The organism is Bradyrhizobium sp. SUTN9-2, from assembly GCF_003122645.1.
In the GTDB taxonomy this organism is placed as follows: domain Bacteria; phylum Pseudomonadota; class Alphaproteobacteria; order Rhizobiales; family Xanthobacteraceae; genus Bradyrhizobium; species Bradyrhizobium yuanmingense.
Map to the genome: position 1 here is coordinate 5,981,252 of NZ_LAXE01000001.1, position 19,947 is coordinate 6,001,198.

The window sequence follows — 19,947 nt, forward strand, 5'->3', positions numbered from 1 at the left end:
CGAAACAAAAAGGCCCGGACGCCAATGGCGACCGGGCCCTTTCTTTATTCTCAGATCGAAGCCCCCGCTCACGCCGCCTTCGACACCAAGGCCTCGCTCTCGACGAACTCCGTCCCGATCAGATAATCGCGGCAGCCGCGCAACGACCGCAGGGCGCGGTTGAAGTCGATGCCGGTCGAGACCAGGGCATGCAGCGTTGCCGGATTGCGCACGATGCCGCGCAGCACGGCTCCGAGGTCGATCTGGCCGTTCGGCTTGATCGCGGCGCGGGCCAGCGCCGGCAGCGCGCGGTGGGCGGGGTCGCTGATGACGCGGACGGCGGCGAAGGGCAGCCCGGCGTCGGCGGCGTAGGCCGCGGCGATGTGGCTTTCCATGTCGACCGCGGCGGCCCCCGTCTCGGAGTGCAGGGCCGCCTTGCAGGAGCGCTTCGTGACCACTTCCTCGGCACCGGCGAGACTACCGCGCACGACGCGGCGGCGGCCGGACGTCAGGCGATCGATCAGATCGTCGCCGAGCGACAGGCCGGCGGCCCAGCGGGTGTCGCCGGAGAGCACCTCGGTCGCCAGCACGACGTCGCCGGAGCGCAAGCTCGGATCGAGCCCGCCGGCCACGCCGAACGAGATCACACCGCGAATCGTCTCAGGATCCACCACCGTCAGAAGCGCCCGCAACTGGGTCGGGCTGCTGGATGAACAGATGACCGCCATTCCGGGCCCGGCCGCGATGCGGGCCTCCTGAACCAATCCGGTCACGATCAGTATCGGCCGCGGGTCGATTGCCTGACCCGCGGTAACATAGTCCCCCGTCCCCAAAGTCACATTCCGACCCCTACCACCCTGCTGTTGGTGTTCCGCAAGTTCCGATACCGCGCCAACGCCCACAGCGGAAAGAACTTTGGGTAACCATGATAACGTAGATAGAACACGCGGGGGAAGCCTGTGGCGGTGTACCGCTGCTCGTCCCACAGTCCTTTTTTGTCTTGTGTTGCAATCAGGTACTCCACCCCGCGGGCAACGGCCGGGTGATCAACCTCGCCTGCCGCCATCAGGGCAAGCAAGGCCCATGCCGTTTGCGAGGCGGTCGAGGGGGCGGCCTCCCAGCCCTTGTAGTCGAGCCGGTAGCTGACGGCATCCTCGCCCCAGCCGCCGTCGTCGTTCTGGATCGAGGTCAGCCAGGCCGCCGCCTTGCGGATCATGGGGTCCTTGTGGTCGACGCCGGCCATGTTGAGGGCGCACAGCACCGACCAGGTTCCATAGATGAAGTTCATACCCCAGCGGCCGTACCAGGACCCCTCCGGGTGCTGGGTCTTCCGCAAATAGGCGACGCCGGCGGCCACCTGCTTGCTGGTCTTGGCGGTCTCACCGAGCTGGGCCAGCATCGAGATGCATCGCGCCGTGACGTCCTCAGTCGGCGGATCGAGCAGCGCGCCATGGTCCGAGAACGGGATGTTGTTGAGGTAATATTCGAGGTTGTTGACGTCGAAGGCGGCCCAGCCACCGTCGTCGCTCTGCATGCCCTCGATCCACTCCCGGCCGCGGGCGATCGCATCGTCATAGCCGGTCGCGCCGTGCTCCCGGCGCATGCGGTCCATCGACATCACCACCACGGCGGTGTCGTCGAGATCGGGGTAATGGGCATTGTTGTACTGGAAGGCCCAGCCGCCCGGGCGCACGTCGGGCCGCTTCACCGCCCAGTCGCCCTTCACCTCGAGCTCCTGCCTCGGAATCAGCCAGTCGAGGCCCTGCTTGGCGGCCGGCACCGCCTTGTCACCGCCGGCCTCCAGCAGCGCATGCGCGGTGAGCGTCGTGTCCCACACCGGAGAGACGCAGGGCTGGCAATAAGCTTCGTCGTCCTTGATGACGAGCAACTTGTCGATGCCCCGGCGCGTGATCGCGCGTGGCGGGAAGTTCTCGTCCTTGCCGAGGGCGTCGTACATCATGACGATGTTGGCCATGGGCGGGTAGATCGCGCCCATGCCGTCCTCGCCGTTGAGCCGTTCTTCGGTGAAGGCGAGCGCGGCGTCGATCGCGCGCTTGCGCAGACTCTTCGGAAACAGCGGCTCGATCACGCGCAGGATCGCATCGAGCGAACGAAACAACAGAAACCAGGCCATGCTCTGGTGCGGCGCCTTGGCGGTCATGCCGATCGAGCGCGGATCCTGCAGGAACAATTCGTCGATGCCGACGCCCTTCGGATTCCTCGCGCGCGGCTTCAGCGCGGCGATCACCATCAGCGGCACCATCGTGGTGCGCGCCCAGTAGGAGATCTTGTTGAGGTGGAACGGCGACCAGAAGGGCAGCAATACGATCTCGATCGGCAGCACCGGCACCGCGCGCCAGGTCACGACGCCGAAGGTTGCGAGCAGGAAGCGGGTGAAGACGTTGCTGTTGATCGCACCGCCGCGGGCGTGGATCGCCTCGCGCGCCCGCACCATGTGCGGCGCGTCGATGGAATCGCCGATCATCTTCAGCGCGAAGTACGCCTTCACGCTGGCGCTCATGTCGAACTCGCCGTCATGCACCAGCGGCCAGCCGCCATGGGCGCCCTGGATGCGGCGCAGGTAATTGCCGATCTTGGCCTCGAGGACGGTATCGACTGGCTCGGCGAGATAATGGCGCAGCAGAACGTATTCGGCCGGAATCGTGCAGTCGGCCTCGAGCTCGAACACCCAATGGCCATCGGATTGCTGGAAGCCGAGGAGGCCCTGGGTGGCCGACGCAATGCTCGATTCCAAAGCTTCGCGGCTGGTCGCGGTCACGGAATCCATGTCGCTCGATTGCTCCGATAGTCGGTTGAAAGTTGACCGGGAGAATTGCCCGTCGGGCCGCCTTTCAGGATCCTTTGGCGGCCAGAACCAGATCGGCGGCGCGGTCACCCGACCGGACCGATCCCTCGATGGTTGCTGGCAATCCCGTAGCAGTCCAGTCGCCGGCGAGGAACAGGTTTTTCAGCGCAGTGACCGGCCCGGGACGCAGGGCGTTCTGGGCCGGCGTCGCCGCAAATGTGGCGCGGCGCTCGCGCACGATCTGCCAAGGAGGCAGCTCACCGGATACACCTCCCGCCTGGCAGACCTCGTTCCAGATCGTCTGCGCCAGTTCCTCGCGCGGCATATCGACCAGGCGGTCGCCATTGCTGATGGTCACCGAGAGCCGGTTCGGGAACGCGAACAGCCATTCCACCACGCCGCCGATCACGCCGAGGATGGGCGCCGAGCCCGGCGGCGGCTCAAAGCGGAAATGCGCGTTCACAATGGCGCGGAATTCGGTCGGCGTCTTCAGCCCCGGGAGCAGGCTAGCGGCCGCGCGCGGCGGCACCGCCATCACGACGACATCGCCCGCACCGAGCTGGATCAAATCCTCGCCGCCGAAATTCAGCGCGGTCACCTTGCCGTCCGTGCTGACGAACGAGCGCAGCTCGTGGCCGAGCTGAACGCTGTGACCACGCTCCTGCAGAAACTTCACGGCGGGTTCGATCAGAACCGCGCTGAGACCGTCGCGCGCGATCAGCGGACGACAGGCCTGCCCGCCCGCAAGCAGCGTCTCCCGCACGATCGCGCCGGCGAGCCCGGCCGAGCCCTCGGGCGGATCGACGTTGAGAGCTGCCAGCAGCAGCGGCTGCACCAGGCGCTGATAGAGGATGCCCTCGGTCGGAATCGACTTGCCGACCAGCGTCTCCTCCGACGCCCAGATCAGTGGCGCCAGCTTGAGATAATCGGAAAGGCCGGTGTCGGGCACGCGGCGGCTTTCGTCGAGCACCCAGGTCGGCCACCGGCCATCGCCGAGATCGATCTGCCAGCGCTGCCCGGTTTTGACATCGACGAACGGAAATTGCGCCCGCTCGGGGCCGACCAGGCCCGCCTCGGTGCCGATCGCGCGCGCATAGGCGCGCGCATGGCTGTTGCCCGACAGCAGCAGATGATTGCCGTTGTCGATGGTGAGATTGGTGGCGCCGTCGAAATAGGACCGGCAGCGGCCGCCGGCCTGGTGCGTCGCCTCGTGCACGGCGACCTTGAAGCCGGCATTGGCGAGCCGCACGGCGGCGGAGAGGCCGGAAATTCCAGCGCCGATGATGTGAGCTGTGTTTTGCATCAGATGAAAGCGTAACGGAGCAGGATCAGGATGCGCGTGATCTTCGACACACGGACCGGCTCGCGCGGCGCGGTGAAGCCGCGCGCGATCAGGAGGTCCAGAATGGAATGGTAGTATTTCGACATGATCCGCGGCGCGCGCACGGCGCGGCGCCTGTTGCGGTTCATGATCTCGTCCGACTTCTCGAAGTGCACCTTGGCGCGCTGCGCCAGCGGCATGCAGACCTTCGGCAGCGCGCGCTCGGCGATCACGCGGTTCGGATCATCAGAGGTGATGCCGGCATGCAGCAGCGCCTCGCGCGGCAGATAGAGCCGGCCAAGGCCGGCGTCCTCGTCGATGTCGCGCAGGATGTTGGTGAGCTGCAGCGCGCGGCCGAGGTGGTGCGCGAGCAGGATGCCGTCTTCCTCGGGCATGCCGAACACGCGCACCGACAGCCGCCCCACGGCGCTGGCGACGCGGTCGCAATACAGATCCAGCGTCGCCATGTCGGGCGCACGGATGTCCTGCGGCACGTCCATCTCCATGCCGTCGACGATGGCGAGGAAATCCTCGCGCTTGAGCCCGAAGGTCTTCACCGAGGCGACGTAGTCCTTCAGCCGCGGCGGCGGATGGCCCTGATAGAGCGCGTCAATATCGTTGCGCCATTCCTGAAGTGCGGCGAGCCGCTCGTCGCGCGGGCCGTCGGAATCGGCGATGTCGTCGACCTGGCGGCAGAAGCTGTAGATCTGAAACATCGCTTCGCGCTGATCACGCGGCAGGATGCGCATCGCGGCATAGAACGAGCTGCCGGATGCGGTCGAGCCGTAATTGGCGCCGGGCGTGGTCGCCTCAAGCGTCATGGGCAGTCCCCGGTCTGGAAATGGCCTTGCGACGGATCGCACGGCGGCCAACTTCGCCGATGATCCCGGCGAGGCTGAAGGCGAGCAGCTCGAATTTGTTCAGATGCACGCGCTCCCGCAAGGGATCGCGTACCTTGAGCAAGCGCACGATGCGGTCGGCATAGGCCTGGATGACGGAGACGTCGACGCCGAGACGGAAATCCCGGATCTCGGCTGCGAGCGACCTGCCCTCTCCGAGCAGCACCTCGTTGCGTGCGGCGAGCGACTGCAGGCAGGCCAGCATCGCCGGCGGCGACTGCGCGAGACCGAGTTGCTCGACGGAGGCGCCGTGCGCTGCCAGCGCATCGCGCGGCAGATAGACGCGGTTGAGCTCGCGATAATCCTTGCCGCAATCCTGCAGGTGATTGTTGATCTGAAGGCCCGCGCAGAGCGCGTCCGAGGCGGCCCATGTCGAGGTGCTCTCGCCGTGAACGTCGAGCATGAAGCGGCCGACCGGCATCGCCGAGTAGCGGCAATAATGGATGACCTCGTCCCAGGTCTCATAGCGCAGCTTGGTCACGTCCATGCGGAAGGCGATCAGCACGTCGAGCGCATGACGTGGCGCCATGCCGCGCTCGGCCAGCGCGCGGCGCAAGCTCACGGCCTCAGGCTGGGTGTCACCCTTGCCGAGCAGTTCCGCCTCGAGCAGATCGAGATAAGCGAGCTTCTGGTCGGGGGGGAGCGTGGCGTGATCGGCGATGTCGTCCGCGGTGCGGACGAAATTGTAATAGGCCAGGATCAGGGCGCGATGACGCGGATGAATGATCCAGGACGCGACGGGAAAATTCTCGTCGCGGTCACCCTTGCCGGATCGCAATTCGCTCGCAGAGGTCATCGAGGGCTGGTTTACAATCGTTTGGACAGGAAGGGCTTTTTCGCTCGGGCGGGCTCACGCCGGCGACGCCGCCGCGGCCCCCATATAGGGGAATACGGCCGCAAAACCAATCCTGTCCGTCGATGGCTGCCCCTTCGAATTGGGCCCGGAAAAGCGGCCGAGGGCCGCCTTTCTAGGCCAATGGCCGAGTTTATTGATTGTGGTTCTTCAGCACCTGGTCGCAGGCCTGCGAGATCTTGGCCCGGTTCTCCTTGAGGCAGGCCAGGATGGTGAAATCGCCCTGGTCGATGACCGGGCGGCAGAACTTCTGCACATCGCGGGTGCAGGCCTTCTGCTCGGCGTCCGTGCCACGCCCTTGTTGGGCGAACGCCGCCGTCGAAAGGGAGGCCGACAGCAGGGTGAGAGCGACGAGAAGATTGCGCATTGTATTCCTTCATTCTGACGGCAGAATCGCACCGATCCCGGACTGCGCAGGGCGGATGGCCGGAACGGATTGGTTCTGATGGCAAGTCGCCGCTTGTAGCGGCCTCAGGGAAGGCACAAGCACTGGCAAATGCGGCCAAATTGGCGCCGCCCCACCGAATCAGGTCTTCCCCGCGCCTTCATTGACAGATGTAAGGGCTTGATACTACATCGCAATTCGGGAGCATTGCGCTTTAATGCAGACCTGTTGCCGCGCTGCATCTCTTCGCCCGTCCTCGGCTGCCGGAAACATGACGAAGCGCGGCAAATCGCGGCCCCTGGAAGCACGGCGCGGCCGCGTGAACCGCCGTCTCTGGCCGCCGGGCTTTGAACCTGCGACTTGCTCGGAGCACTAAACTTTCGATGTGGCGAGACGTTCTCGATCGAAGCGAACGTCGTTCCAAAGCGGGATATTCGAGATGACATTCTTTTGGCGATCTGGACTGGCAATCAGGGCGGCCGGCATCGGGGTGGCGCTGCTCTTCTCGGCATCGGCAAGCCACGCGCAGTCGTCCGGACCGTTTGCCGGTTTCGACGGCGCGTGGACCGGAACCGGCACGGTGTCGCTGTCCGACGGCTCCACCGAGCGCATTCGCTGCAAAGCGGACTATAAGGTCGCCGGCAGCGGCCTCAACCTGAAGCAGGCGCTGAGCTGCGCCTCCGACAGCTACAAGTTCAACCTCACCAGCGACGTGACGAGCCAGGGCGACCGCATCTCCGGCAACTGGAGCGAGTCCAGCCGCAACATCTTCGGCAATCTCCAGGGCACCGCCGGCGGCGGCCAGATCGAGGTCTTCGTCGAGGCCAACGGCTTTGCCGCCAACCTGTCGCTGCGCACCAACGGCACCAAGCAGACGGTGCAGATCTCGTCCAAGGGCGAGATCCGCGGCGTCAACATCACGATGACGAAGGGCTGAAGGCCTTTCGCACGCAATGAGGAACATGCCCCCGGTTCTCGCGAGCCGGGGGCTTTTTGCTGACACGAACTGACCGGCTGGATTTGCTGAGATGGACCCGATCCGCAGACATCTGCTGAAGGCCGCCGGGCTCTTCGTGGCCAGCCGCGCCTTCGCCAGCGATCAGCAGGGAGCGAACATGCAGCCTTCGTCCGTGAAGCCGCGTCACGTGCTCTGCTTCCTCGGCAAGAATGAAATCCTGCTGCATCCGCCCAAGGCGGTGGCGAAGACGATCGCCGATTTCGGCTTCGAGATCGACCGCACCTATTCGCAAGCCAAACCCGATCCGCACATGGAGCGCTCTTTCGGTGTGTGCTGGGACCGCGTCTTTCCGAAAGCGTGGTCCGAGGCGGACGAAATGGCCGTACTCAATCACAAAGCGGTCCTCTACGTGCTGAGCCCGCCGATGGAGCAGCACAAGACGGTCGCCTATTCAGCTGCCGCCTTGCGAATTGTCGAGGAGATGATCGAGGCCGGCGCCACGGCCGTGAAAGGAGAAAGCGCGGGCGTTGCCCACGGACTCACGCGATGGCGGCAACTGGCCCGCGAGTGCAAGGCCGCCGCAAACACGAACCAGGGCCTTACCGTCACGCCAGCGATGGGCCGATCCTGTCGCCTCGCCTTCGCCAAGCGTCCGCTTGCCGGCGACACCTACAACGAAAGCGTCGGCTTCCACCTCGTCGGACTGCCGGAAATCTATGTCGCGCGATCGCGCGGCAGCGACCGGAACGCAGCGAATCTGATGGACGAAATCGCGGACGCAATGGCCGAGCGCGGCATCGAGGCAACGCTGCGCGACCGCAAGCTCGCGCTGTCGCGGGAGCAGGACTACGCCGAGGGCGACTTCAAGTTCAATCCTTACGGAATCGTTCGTATCGGCGCGTGAGGGCGGTCCGGCGCCGGCCCCTCAGATCGCCTGCTTGTCCGCGCCATGCAGCTTGGCGTGCAGATTGATCAGCCACATCGCCGTCGGCCGGAGGATGAAAAGATCAGCGACCAATGCCATCACCATCGAGAAGGCGCTGAGCCAGCCGAACAGACGCAGCGATGGCAGGTCGGAGAACACGGTGACGACGAGGCCGCAGGCCAGCACCACCGTGGTCAGGATCAGCGCAGGTCCCACCAGCACGGTGGCCCGCTCCACCGCGAGCGCCGAGCCGACACCCGGCTTGTTCTCGAGCCGCAGGCGGTTGAGGAAGTGGATGGTAGCGGAAAGGCCGAGGCCGAACGAGACCGTGAGCGCAACGACGCTGGCGAATTGCAGCCCCTCGCCCATCGCCCACAGCACCGTGCCCGACATCACCACCGGGAAGATGCCCGGCAGGATGCAGGCGAGTGTCACCACCCAGGAGCGGAAGGCGAGGCCGATGAAGATCGCGACCAGCGCGAATTCGATCGTGAGGCCGTGGTTCAGCTTCTCGATCATGTTGGCCGAGTTACGCGCGGCGATAGCGGCGAGACCCGTCACGGCGATCTCATAGCCCGGATGCTTCTTGCGGACGGCGTCGAGCTCCGAATCGAGCTTGTCGACGATCGGCAGGAGCTGGCTGGAATCCTTGTCCGGCACGCGGCCGGCCACCACGACAGCGTCCTGCTCGGCGTCGATGAAGCGGCGCACCAGGTGCTCGGGGATGACGCTGACATATTCCTTCAGCGTCGCGACGTCGGCACTGCCGGCCTTCTCCGCCAGCCAGCGGCGCAGCGTCTCCAGCGACCACACGTTGCCGACCCCTGCGGATTTCTCGACTGTCGCGTGCACCTCGGCGATCGTCTGGAGCGTCTGCGGCGAATAAAGCGATTCACCCTTCGGGAACACGATCAGCACGTTGACGGGATTGGCGCCGGTCAGCTTGGCGTCTAACCGGTCGCTGGCGGCAACCGCCTGGCGCTTGTCCGGCACCTGGTCGGCGAGCCGGTAGCGCGGCTCCAGATTGGCATAGATGACGCCGAGGCCGCCGACGAACAGCACCGCCAGCAGGCTGAACAGGCCGGGCCGGCCGACCATGCGCACCGCAATCCAGTAGCAGAAATTGCGCAGCGCCTGTACGCCGGCATCAGCGCCCTGGAACTTGACCGCGAAGACCTTCTCGTTGCGCACGAACAGCACGCCGAAGACAGGCACCAGCGACAGCACCGCGACCAGCGCGATGATGGTGGCGGCAAGGCCCGCCTCGCCGAACTTGCGGATCAGATCGGAGTCGGAGAATTGCAGCGCGATGAAGGAGATGCCGGCGGTGCCATGCGTCAGCACGCAGGCCGGGCCCACCACCAGCACCGCGTTCTTGAACGCGGTGAACTTGTCCTGGCCCGCGATCAGCCTATCGCGCGCGGCGAAGGTCAGCTGCATCGAGTCGGAGAAGCTGATCACCATGATGAGCGGCGTCATCACGTTCAGGAACATGTTGAGGTTGAAATTGGCCCAGCCGAGCGCGCCTAGCGCCAGCAGGATAGCGATCATCGGCGGGAATGCCGCCGCGATCATGAACGAGATCTTGCGGAAGAAGATGATGGCGATGATGCAGCCGGCGAGGATGCCGAGGATGTTGTAGGTCAGCCCGTCGCGCTCAACCGCGTTGCGGATCTCGAGCTGCATCACCGGGACGCCGGAGAGCTGCACGTTGAGGCCGGTGTCCCCGAGCGTCTCCTTCATCAGCGCACGGATGTCGGCGACGGTCTTGGTCAACTTGTTGGAAGCGACCACCTCCGGATCGAGCGACAGCACGACCAGCGCCAATGTGCCGTCCTCCGACAGCAGCTTGCCGCGGATGATCTCGTTGTTCTTGACGGTCTCGATGAACTTGTCATAGGCCGCGCCCTCCGGTAGCTCGGGCGGGAACAGGGCCGCCGGCAGCTTGCCGGGGGCCGGCGCCTGGCGCGCCGAGAACAGCGAGACCAGCCCGCGCGTGCCTTCGACCAGCTGCAGGTCGGTGACGAAGTCGCGCAGCTTCTCGAGGTTGCTGCGTTCCAGGAGGGTCTTGCCCTCGACCACGACGAGGACGTCGAACTCCTCCGCCGGGAATTTCTTGGTGACCTCTTCGTACTGGCGGAACTCGCGGGTGTCGGAGCGGAACAGCTGCGACAGCGAATCGTCGATCTTGATCCGGTAGATGCCGAACACCGCGCCGACGATCAGCGCGAGCAGGACGATGCAGGAGACGATCGGGGCCCGAACGGCGATCAGCCCGAGACGCTCCAGCCCGAAGGCGATGGAGGACGTAGATCCCTGCTCGACCTTGTCGACATGAACCTCACTCTCGCTGTGCTTTTCGAGCATGCCTTGTCCAGTTCCTAAATCGGCTCGGGCTGTGAGCTTATCGCGCCGCGCGAACGGCTTGAAAACGCCATACCAATGGGAGGCTTGCCCTTTGAAAATGCGCGGAAAATCGCCGGCAGCGGTTTAGCAGGTCAACAGGTCTTTTCGCAAGCAGGCCCGGCGCGGCCGAATCGATCAGAAAAGTGGCGATCCGGGCGTGGAATGACCGTCATCCCGGCGAGGATGTGCCAATCTGGCGCGGCGCGCGGTCCGCGCTCTCGTCCTTCAGCGCCACGCCGGTGATCTCCCGGGCCAGCCCCTCGCGGACCAGCCAGGCGATCTTGAACGCCGCCTCCTCGTGGCTCAACCCGGCGTGGTGGATGTTGGAGACGCAATTGCGCTCGGCATCGGCGCGGCCGGGCCTCGGCGCAAAGGTCAGATAGGCGCCGAGGCTGTCGGGCGCGGACAGGCCGGGCCGCTCGCCGATCAGCATCACGACCATGCGCGCACCGAGAATGGCGCCGATCTCGTCGCCGAGCGCGACGCGCGCGCCCGAGGCGACGACGACATGGCGAACCGCGACAGCATCCCCCTGTGCAAGCGATTGCAACAGGCGCCTTACCACGATCGCCGCATGGCTATGGACCGCCGCCGCGGACAGGCCGTCTCCGATCACGACCGCCAGCTGGCACGGCGCCGAGATGCTTCGTGCCAGACGCTGAGCCGAGCCGGGGTCGAGCTGTCGTCCCAGATCCGGCCGCCGCAGATAGTCGCCGCGATCGACCGCCCGGCTCCTGACCTCGGTCACCGCAACACCGAGTGCGTCGAGATCGGCGATAAGACGCGGCGTGTCGAAGGCCGCATGCACAGCATCGCGCGCGCGGGCATGGTCCAGCGTGAAATCGAGCAACGCTCTCGTCGGCAGGCTCGCGGCGCTGCGCCCCAGCGCGACGCGCGCAGGCGTAAACGAGCGCAAATCGAGGGTCGGACGGCGCGGCAGGGCCGGGTCAGACATGTGGCATCATTCGGCGGGCACGGCGGCCTCGCGCAGCCGGATCGAATAGTTCGAGGCGTTCTGCTTGCCGCTGGAGGCCGCGCGCGCAAAGGTGATGAGATGGTGCGCGACCAGCGTGCAGCCGATCAGGCCTTCGATGTCGCCGCGCTTGATGCGGCCCAGCGCGAACTTCCAGAACACGCGCCTATAATCGCCGAGCACGCCGACCTTCCAGAAGATGTTGCGCAGCATGACGAGGCCGCGCCGGATGCTGCGCCAGGTCTTCATCTCGTCCGGCACCGGTACCTTGAGCCGGTTCACATAGACGTGGTCGCATTGGTGCTGATAGCGCGCGTAGACCTTGTCGGGCGCGTAAGCGACTGCCATGGCGTGCTTCCAGGACGCGACGACCTCGTCATAGGGCAGCAGGAAGTCGACGTTGGAATCGCGGCCATCGTCCTCGACCAGCCGCCCCTCGCGCTCAAGCCGGTCCCATAGCGGCGTCTTCGGCAGCGCCTGCAGCAGATTGATGGTGAGCAGCGGAATCCGGGACTCCTCGACGAAGGCGAGCAGCGCCTCCGAGGTGTTCGGCTTGTCGGTGTCGAGCCCCATGATGATGCCCGAGACCACCTCCATGCCGTAGGAGTTAATGGTGCGCACGCCCTCCAGGATCGGGACCATCATGTTGTGGTCCTTCTGCATCGCCTTCAACGCGTCGGGATCCGGCGTCTCGATGCCGCAGAAGATGGTGATGAAATAGGCCTCGCGCATCTTCTCGAGGATCTCGGGGCGCTTGGCGATGTTGAGCGTCGCCTCGCAGGCGAGCCGCACCACGTAGCCGGTCCGCTTCTGCCACTCGATCAGGTGCGGCAGCAGGTCCATGGCCGCCTTGCGGTTGCCGATGAAATTGTCGTCGACGAAATAGACCGTGTCGGTCATGCCGCATTCGCGCAGGCGGTCGAGCTCGGCGATGATCTGCTGCGGCGTCTTGATGCGCGGATTGCGGCCGTAAAGGCCGGGGATGTCGCAGAACTCGCACTGGTAGGGACAGCCGCTGGAATATTGGATGCTGCCGAGGAAGTACTTCTTCACGTCGGCGAGCTCGTAGGCCGGGATCGGAAACTCCGTCATCGGCACGCGGTCCTTGGTCGTGAGCACGACCTGCTGTTCGGGCCGCGAGGTGCCGCGCGACAGGATCTCGATCAGCTGGTTGGTGGCATCGCCGAGCTCGCCGACATGCAGATAATCGAAGGACGGGTAATAGTCGGGACAGGCGCTGACAGAAGGCCCGCCGAGCGCGACCGGCAGATCGAACTCATGGGCGCGGCGGCAGATGTCGTTCATCTGCTGGCGCTGGATGTGCATGCCGCTGACGAAGACGGCTTCCGCCCATTCGAACTCCTCCCTCGTCGTGCGGCGCAGGTTCTCGTCGACGAATTTGACCTGCCATTCCTTCGGAAGATAGGCGGAGATCAGCAGCAGCCCTTGCGGCGGCATGAAGGCGCGGACGCCATCGGTCAGGGGATAGGAATGCTCGAACGTGCCGAAGGACGAGGTGTAGCGCGGAAACACGCAGAGAATCCGCCGGGACGTTCCGTTACTTTCAGCTCGCATCAAAGCTCCCCCGCCACACTCAACCGATGGTGCGGAAATTGCCAGCCCGACACATAGCGTAATGCTGTCGGCGGAATTTCTCAATATTGTGGCGTAAGCATAATTCCGAGAGGCGCCGATGGTTTCCCAACCGAGTTGACCTTCCGCCTCATGCGATCAGCCGCGCGGCAAAATCGGGCAGCAGGCCTGCATCGCCGGCAATCCGGAAATCGGCACCTGCAATGCCCGAGCGCGCCAGCCAGTCGTCGAATTCCGGCGCGCGGCGCAGCGCGAAGACGTCCCTGACATAGAGCGCGTCGTGAAAAGACGTCGACTGGTAGTTCAGCATGACGTCGTCGGCACCGGGAACACCCATGATGAAGGTGACGCCGGCGGCGGCGAGCAGCGTCAGGAGATTGTCCATGTCGTCCTGATCTGCCTCGGCGTGGTTGGTGTAGCAGATGTCGACCCCGAGCGGCAGGCCGAGCAGCTTGCCACAGAAATGATCCTCCAGCCCCGCGCGGATGATTTCCTTGCCGTCATAGAGATATTCCGGGCCGATGAAGCCGACCACGCTGTTGACCAGCAGCGGAGCGAAGGCGCGGGCGACCGCATAGGCGCGCGCCTCGCAGGTCTGCTGGTCGACGCCGTGATGGGCGCCCGCCGACAGCGCCGAGCCCTGGCCGGTCTCGAAATACATCAGGTTCCGCCCGACCGTGCCGCGCGACTGCGACAGCCCGGCCTCTTGCGCCTCCTTCAACAGTGCGAGGTCGATGCCGAAGCTGCGGTTGGCGGCCTCGGTGCCCGCGACCGACTGGAAGACGAGGTCGACCGGCACGCCCTGCCCGATCAGCGACAGCGTCGTCGTGACATGGGTCAGGACGCAGCCTTGCGTCGGGATCTGCAGCCGCGCGATGATCTCGTCGAGCAGCCGCAGCAATTGCGCGATGACGGCGGGGTCGTCGCTGGCGGGATTGATGCCGATGCAGGCATCGCCCGCCCCCAGCAGGATGCCGTCGAGGATTGAGGCGGTGATGCCCCTTGCATCGTCGAAGGGATGGTTCGGCTGCAGGCGTGTGCTCATCCGCCCCCTCAGGCCGATAGTGTTGCGAAAGGCGGTGGTGACCTCGCATTTCCGCGCCGCCAGGATCAGATCCTGGTTGCGCATCAGCTTCGACACCGCGGCCGCCATCTCCGGCGTGATGCCGGGCGCCAGCTTGCGCAGGATCTCGGGCGTTGCGGCGTCCGACAGCAGCCAGTCGCGGAAGGCGCCGACCGTCAGCGATGCCACCGGCGCGAACGCCCTGGCGTCATGGCTGTCGATGACGAGGCGGGTGACCTCGTCGGCCTCGTAGGGAACGACGGCTTCCTGCAGGAACTGGCCGAGCGGCACATTGGCGAGCGCCATCCGCGCGGCGATCATCTGCTCGGAGCTGGCAGCGGCAATGCCGGCCAGCCGGTCGCCGGAGCGCGGGGGTGTCGCCTTGGCGAGCAGGTCGCGCAGGTCAGGGAAGCTGTAGGTCGTGGCGTCGATGCTGTGGCGGTAGACCAAGGGTCTCTCCGGGGTTGCTCGGCCAACGGCCGACTCCAAGACTATCCCAAAAGACTATCCTGAAACTAAACCTTCGGATCAAGACGCTGAAATGACTTGCCTTTCCTTCGACCAAGGACGGAGGCGGCCAGGCCGCGCGTTAACGAGGCGTCCATCTTCGTTCTGCATAGTTTTGCAACAATTTGCCTGACCCCGTTCACCGGCCGGTCAGGCCAATCCGGGCTCCTTGAACATCATGACATCCGACCGATCTGGGAATGCCGCCAAGCCGGCAGGCCGCTTCACGCTTGCCAGCAAGCTCTATGCGATCTTCGCGCTGTTCGCGCTGCTCACGGCAGCGATCGCGATCTTGTCCGACTACAACAGCCGCCGCAGCGCGGACCTCGCAGTCGCGATTGAGACGGCCAATGCCGCCGCGCTGAACGTCGAGCGGGTCAACTCCCTCGTCTATGCGGTGGTGATGGAATCGCGCGGCATCTACATGTCGACCGAGCCGGCCGTGGTGAAGAAATACGGCGACGGCCTGCTCAAGTTCAACGCCCAGATCGTCGACGTCGTGAAGCGCTGGGAGACCATCGTCAAGGCCGACGATGCCGAGCAGTTCGCGACCTTCAAGAAGCGCATCGAGCAGTTCGTCGAGTTCCGCAAGGAGCTGGTGCGGCGCGGCGTCGAGATCAACGCGGCAGCGGGCCGCGAATGGGGCGACAACGACGCCAACCGCAGCGTCCGCTCGGCGCTGAACAAGGACCTCGAGGCGCTGTCCAAGGTCTATGCCGAGCGCGGCAGGCAGATCGCGCAGCAGACCGAGACCGCCCGCACATTGTCGTTCATCCTCACCTGCCTCGGCGGCGTGGCGCTGGCCCTCGTCGTCGCTGGCATCGTCATCATTGCCCGCTCGATCGCCCGGCCGCTCGCCGCGATCACCGCAACCATCAAGCAGGTCGCCGACGGCGCCGCCGATGTCGTGGTGCCGCACTCCGACCGCGCCGACGAGATCGGCGCGCTGGCCCGCGCCATCCAGGTGTTCCAGGACTCGATGGGGCGCAACCGCAATCTCGCCTCGCAAGTGTCGCAGGACGCCGCCGCGCGCGAGGAGCGCGCCCGTCACGTCGAGCGGTCCGTCGAGCAATTTCGCGAGGCGATCGGCGCGATCATGCGCGGCCTCAGCGACAACGCCTCCGTCATGCGCGAGACCGCGCAGACCATCACGCGTGTCACTGCGGATGCGAGCAGCCGCGCCGGCACCGCGGCGAACGCCACCGAGCAGGCCTCGCACAACGTCACCGCGGTGGCGGGCGCGGCCGAGGAGCTTTCGGCCTCGGTGGTGGAGATCGGCCGCCAGGTGCGACAGAGCGCCGGCGCGGTCGAGCAGACCGGCCAGCGCACCGAGAAGTCGATCTCCGAGATCGAGAGCCTCGCTGCAGCCACGCAACGCATCGACGGCGTGCTCAACCTGATCCAGGCGATCGCCGAGCAGACCAACCTGCTCGCGTTGAACGCCACCATCGAGGCGGCGCGCGCCGGCGATGCCGGCCGCGGCTTTGCCGTCGTCGCCCACGAGGTGAAGGCGCTCGCGGGCCAGACCGCCAAGGCCACGGCCGAGATCAGCGAGAACGTCGCAATGATCCAGGCCTCGACGCGGAACGCCGTCGACGCCGTGCGCGAGATCGGCGGGGCGGTGCGCGAGATCAACGAGGTCACGTCCGCGATTGCCGGCGCCGTCAGTCAGCAGGACCAGGCCACGCGCGAGATCTCCTCCAACGCGCAAAGCGCTGCCCAAGGCAACGAGACGCTGGTGGCGAACATCACCTCGCTGCGCGATGCCATCGGCGAGACCGATACCGCGGCGGCTTCGGTGTTCACCGCAGCCAGCAGCCTGACCGAGACGGCGCAGACGCTGTCGCGGGAGGTGGAGACGTTCTTCCAGAACCTGCGCGCGGGGTCGGCGGACGGTCGCATCGCCAAGGCGGGGTAGCGGCCCGCCTGGCGCCGCGAAAACGGTCGCTCCAGCAAAAACGGAAAAACAACCCCATGCACAGTAGACGGGGGTCAGCTTTTTCAATGGCTTGGCGGCCCGGCGCGAAGCCCTGCTGTTTTTACGGACCGATTTTGACTCGTCGGGCAAAACAGGGGCATGATGTCAGCATGCCGAGCGTGGCGCCTGTGCCGCGGCTGGCAACCGAACGGGGTTACCGCTCCGAACCCGATCGAGCGACCAAGATCCGGACGCGGCCGCCGGCATCCTCGAGCTCGCGGTAACGACTTAGCTCGGCCTGGAGCTCCGGATCGGACCTTGCCCAGGCCAGCCAGTCGAACGGGACCGCGCTCAGCAGCCGGGTATCCACGAGGATCACATCCGGTCGACCGGCGCGCAGGTCCGCGAGCAAGTGCCGTCGCTCGAAATCGATGATGCTGTCCCGTCTTGCGCGCTCGCCTTCGGTTGGCGTCGTCGTCTTCTGAAGCATCATCGCGCCGCCCGCCAACAGCTGCGTGCAGGAGCTGCCCTCCCAGGTCCCGTTGGCCTCGCGGACGAGCGGATGCCCCAGCGCGACGTGATCGCCGATCGTGATCAGCCGCGGATCCTTTGCGAGGGCCAGGATGCGCTCCTTGAGCGGCGGAGCCCATACTGCATCGCGACTTACCCCATCACCCCGCCGCGCCTGATCAGCTCCTTCCCGACGGCCGCGAGATGCACTTGGTCCGGCCCGTCGCCGATGCGGATGAAGCGGGCGTAGACGTAAGCCCGCGCGAGGAACGTGTCCTGCGAGACACCGGCGGCGCCGTGAATCTGGATGGCGCGGTCGATGACGCGGGCGGCCATGCTGGGGACCACGATCTTGGCCGCGGCGATCAGGTCGCGCGCGGCCTTGTTGCCCTCGCGGTCCATCTTGTCGGCGGCCTGCAAGGTAAGCAGGCGGGCTTGCGCGATCTCGCAGAAGGAATGCGCGATGTCCTCGCGCACCGAGCCCTGCTCTGCGAGCGGCTTACCGAAGGCGACGCGCGAGACCGCGCGCTGGCACATCAGTTCGAGCGCACGCTGGGCGCAGCCGATCAGGCGCATGCAATGGTGGATGCGGCCGGGGCCGAGCCGGCCTTGCGCGATCTCGAAGCCGCGGCCCTCGCCGAGCAAAACGTTCTCGGCGGGCACGCGGACGTTGTCATAGACGATCTCGGGATGGCCGACCGGCGCATCGTCATAGCCGTAGGTGAGCATGTCGCGGACGATGCGCACCCCACGCGTATTCTTCGGCACCAGGATCATGGATTGCTGGCGATGGCGGTCGGGATGGTCGGGTGCGGTCTTGCCCATCACGATCAGGATCTCGCAATCCTCGTTCATCGCGCCCGAGGTGAACCATTTGCGGCCGTTGATCACGTAGTCGTCGCCGTCACGCCGGATCTCGCACTGGATGTTGGTGGCGTCGCTGGAGGCGACCTGCGGCTCCGTCATCGAGAAGCCGGAGCGGATGCGCCCCTCGAGGAGCGGCTTCAGCCAGCGCTCCTGCTGCGCCTTGGTGCCGTAGTTTGCGAGCACCTCCATGTTGCCGACATCGGGCGCGGAGCAGTTGAAGACCTCGGGCGCCCAGAGGATGCGGCCCATGATCTCCTTCACCGGCGCGTATTCGAGATTGGTCAGACCCGGCCCGTGCTCGCCGGACAGGAACAGGTTCCAGAGCCCCTGCTCGCGCGCCCGCCGCTTCAGATCCTGAAGGATTTGCGGAGTCTTGTAGCGTGAAGCTTCCGGCTTGACCTGCTCGTAGTAGAGCTCCTCGACCGGCTCGACATGGGCCTGCATGAACTGGCGAACGCGGTCCTGGAGCTCCAGCGAACGGGCGGAGTGGTGAAAGTCCATGGTGGTCTCCTGTTCGCCAAGTATATTGCGCTCGATGAGGGCGCTTCTTCCCTTCTCCCCTTGTGGGAGAAGGTGGCGCGAAGCGCCGGATGAGGGGTTGTCTCCGCAAGCACAACAGACAGCTTCGCACGCGGAGAGAAACCCCTCACCCGGCTGCGCTTCGCGCATCCACCCTCTCCCACAAGGGGAGAGGGTGCACCGCCGTGTGGCCGCTATTTCATGCCTCACGTCCCGCGCAACAGCTCGCTTGCCACCACCCAGTCGTTGCCGTCGAACTGGAGCATGTAGCCGTCCTTGATCGGGCGGAAATCCTGCGGCGTGGTGTTGAGGGTGATGCCGGGCATCAGGAGCGACAGCGGCACGTTCTTCAGATTCGCGGCCTGCGCCATGATGTTCTCGCGCGTCAGATTGTCCTTGCACTGCTTCAGCAGCGCCACCAGCGCCTCGGCGACGGTGTAGCCGTAGAGGCCGGCGACGTTGTTGATGTCGGCATTGGGCAGGCGCTTCTTCATGAAGTCGATATAGGCCGTCATCGCCGGATCGTCCTTCGGCGCCTCGACGAACGGCTTGAGCGCGCCGAGCGACAGCACACCCTTGCCGGCCTCCAGGCCAGCGGGCGCCATCACGGTAGCCTTGTTGGCGCAGCCGGAGGCCAGAAAGCGCGTCGGCTGCCAGCCGACCTCGTGCGCCTTGCGGATCGCCTGCGCGCAGGCGCGCGGCGTCACCGAATAGATCATGAAGACGTCGGCCTTGGTATTGGCGAGCGTCAGGACCTGGGAATCGACGGTGGGATCGGCGACCTCGAAGCTCGAGGCCATCGCGATCGCCTTGTCGGCGTCGGCACCGAGCGCCTCCTTGACGCCGCGAAGATATTCCTTGCCGGCGTCGTCGTTCTGGTAGAGCACCGCAAAGCGCGCATTCGGGTTCCTGGCGCGGGCATAGGCGACGTCGATCGCAGCCTCGCTGGTGTAGTTCGGCGCCCAGGGCAGCGCGATCGACCAAGGCATGTTGGCGGGATCGTTCCACTTCGAGGCCGAGCTGATCAGGAAGATCTGCGGCACCTTGTTGCTGTTGAGATATTTTGCGATCGCCGAGCTCGGCGCCGTGCCCATGGTGGCGAAGATGAAGGCGACGCCGTCGCCTTCGACGAGGCGCCGCGCGGCTTCCATGGTCTTGGGCGGCGAGAAGGCATCGTCGAGCGAGATCAGGTTGAGCTTGCGGCCGCCAACGCCGCCCTTCTCGTTGATCTCGTCGAAATAGGCGGAGATCACCCGTCCCGTGATGCTGAGCGGCGATGCCGGGCCGCTATAGGGCATGGTGTTGCCGATCTTGATCTCGGTGTCGCTAACTCCAGGACCGTAGGATTTTTGCGCGGAGACAGGAGCGGACAAGCAGGCGGCAGCCAGCGCTGCGGCCAGGGCCAAAGCGGCTTTCATGGTTTCTCCCCGATGATTGTCGCCGCGGCGAAACGACCGCGCGGCGC

At 65.6% G+C, this 19,947-nt stretch carries 16 protein-coding genes; 3 read left to right on the plus strand and 13 right to left on the minus strand.

Going from position 1 to position 19,947, the window contains the following annotated elements; all coding sequences use genetic code 11:
• Positions 1 to 68: 68 nt before the first annotated feature.
• The 6 genes from XF30_RS27715 to XF30_RS27740 all read right to left on the minus strand — a co-directional run bounded on the left by XF30_RS27715 (position 69) and on the right by XF30_RS27740 (position 6,225).
• Positions 69 to 818, minus strand: a complete 750-nt coding sequence (locus XF30_RS27715) for a phosphorylase (protein WP_036006088.1) — start codon at positions 816 to 818, stop codon at positions 69 to 71.
• A complete protein-coding gene (gene shc / locus XF30_RS27720) occupies positions 815 to 2,767 on the minus strand; it encodes a squalene--hopene cyclase (protein WP_109144427.1) in 1,953 nt (650 codons plus the stop codon). The genes XF30_RS27715 and shc overlap by 4 nt, the downstream gene beginning before the upstream one ends.
• A gap of 64 nt (positions 2,768 to 2,831) precedes the next feature.
• Positions 2,832 to 4,088, minus strand: coding sequence for a hydroxysqualene dehydroxylase HpnE (hpnE, locus tag XF30_RS27725; RefSeq protein ID WP_109144428.1), 1,257 nt, complete (start codon positions 4,086 to 4,088; stop codon positions 2,832 to 2,834).
• On the minus strand, positions 4,088 to 4,927 hold the full coding sequence (hpnD, locus tag XF30_RS27730) for a presqualene diphosphate synthase HpnD (RefSeq protein ID WP_057027142.1): 840 nt from the start codon (positions 4,925 to 4,927) through the stop codon (positions 4,088 to 4,090). Before hpnD ends, hpnE begins: the two co-directional genes overlap by 1 nt.
• The gene (gene hpnC / locus XF30_RS27735; protein WP_109144429.1) at positions 4,917 to 5,801 is read right to left on the minus strand and encodes a squalene synthase HpnC; all 885 of its coding nucleotides are present in this window, start codon (positions 5,799 to 5,801) and stop codon (positions 4,917 to 4,919) included. The genes hpnD and hpnC overlap by 11 nt, the downstream gene beginning before the upstream one ends.
• Before the next feature lie 190 nt (positions 5,802 to 5,991).
• Entirely contained in the window at positions 5,992 to 6,225 is a 234-nt protein-coding gene (locus tag XF30_RS27740) for a hypothetical protein (protein WP_025035011.1), read from the minus strand.
• 457 nt (positions 6,226 to 6,682) lie between these two features.
• On the opposite strand from XF30_RS27740, the gene XF30_RS27750 reads away from it, so the two are divergent.
• Both XF30_RS27750 and XF30_RS27755 read left to right on the plus strand, forming a co-directional pair.
• Positions 6,683 to 7,180 (plus strand): hypothetical protein, encoded by a 498-nt coding sequence (locus tag XF30_RS27750; RefSeq protein WP_036006098.1) that lies wholly within the window; start codon positions 6,683 to 6,685, stop codon positions 7,178 to 7,180.
• A 91-nt stretch (positions 7,181 to 7,271) separates the two neighbouring features.
• Complete coding sequence (locus XF30_RS27755; protein WP_109144430.1) at positions 7,272 to 8,105, plus strand: hypothetical protein; 834 nt, start codon at positions 7,272 to 7,274, stop codon at positions 8,103 to 8,105.
• A 21-nt stretch (positions 8,106 to 8,126) separates the two neighbouring features.
• On the opposite strand, the gene XF30_RS27760 is transcribed toward XF30_RS27755, so the two are convergent.
• The 4 genes from XF30_RS27760 to XF30_RS27775 form a co-directional block, all read right to left on the minus strand.
• The gene (locus XF30_RS27760; protein ID WP_036023089.1) at positions 8,127 to 10,493 is read right to left on the minus strand and encodes an efflux RND transporter permease subunit; all 2,367 of its coding nucleotides are present in this window, start codon (positions 10,491 to 10,493) and stop codon (positions 8,127 to 8,129) included.
• A gap of 208 nt (positions 10,494 to 10,701) precedes the next feature.
• Positions 10,702 to 11,487 (minus strand): ethanolamine ammonia-lyase subunit EutC, encoded by a 786-nt coding sequence (gene eutC / locus XF30_RS27765; protein ID WP_109144431.1) that lies wholly within the window; start codon positions 11,485 to 11,487, stop codon positions 10,702 to 10,704.
• Positions 11,488 to 11,493: 6 nt separating this feature from the next.
• A complete protein-coding gene (locus XF30_RS27770; RefSeq protein ID WP_109144432.1) occupies positions 11,494 to 13,080 on the minus strand; it encodes a B12-binding domain-containing radical SAM protein in 1,587 nt (528 codons plus the stop codon).
• Positions 13,081 to 13,228: 148 nt separating this feature from the next.
• Positions 13,229 to 14,611, minus strand: a complete 1,383-nt coding sequence (locus XF30_RS27775) for an ethanolamine ammonia-lyase subunit EutB (protein WP_036023084.1) — start codon at positions 14,609 to 14,611, stop codon at positions 13,229 to 13,231.
• Positions 14,612 to 14,846: 235 nt separating this feature from the next.
• Here XF30_RS27775 and XF30_RS27780 point away from each other — a divergent pair, with 235 nt between their 5' ends.
• Positions 14,847 to 16,586 (plus strand): methyl-accepting chemotaxis protein, encoded by a 1,740-nt coding sequence (locus tag XF30_RS27780; RefSeq protein ID WP_109145876.1) that lies wholly within the window; start codon positions 14,847 to 14,849, stop codon positions 16,584 to 16,586.
• A gap of 214 nt (positions 16,587 to 16,800) precedes the next feature.
• Here the strand turns inward: XF30_RS27780 and XF30_RS27785 are convergent, their stop codons facing one another.
• From XF30_RS27785 to XF30_RS27795, 3 genes are all read right to left on the minus strand, one after another.
• Positions 16,801 to 17,076 carry a hypothetical protein gene (locus tag XF30_RS27785; protein ID WP_204524529.1) on the minus strand — a complete coding sequence of 92 codons (276 nt, stop codon included), beginning with the start codon at positions 17,074 to 17,076 and terminating at the stop codon, positions 16,801 to 16,803.
• 173 nt (positions 17,077 to 17,249) lie between these two features.
• Positions 17,250 to 18,464, minus strand: coding sequence for an acyl-CoA dehydrogenase family protein (locus XF30_RS27790; protein WP_109144433.1), 1,215 nt, complete (start codon positions 18,462 to 18,464; stop codon positions 17,250 to 17,252).
• A 224-nt stretch (positions 18,465 to 18,688) separates the two neighbouring features.
• Entirely contained in the window at positions 18,689 to 19,900 is a 1,212-nt protein-coding gene (locus XF30_RS27795; protein WP_036006122.1) for an ABC transporter substrate-binding protein, read from the minus strand.
• Positions 19,901 to 19,947: the final 47 nt, after the last annotated feature.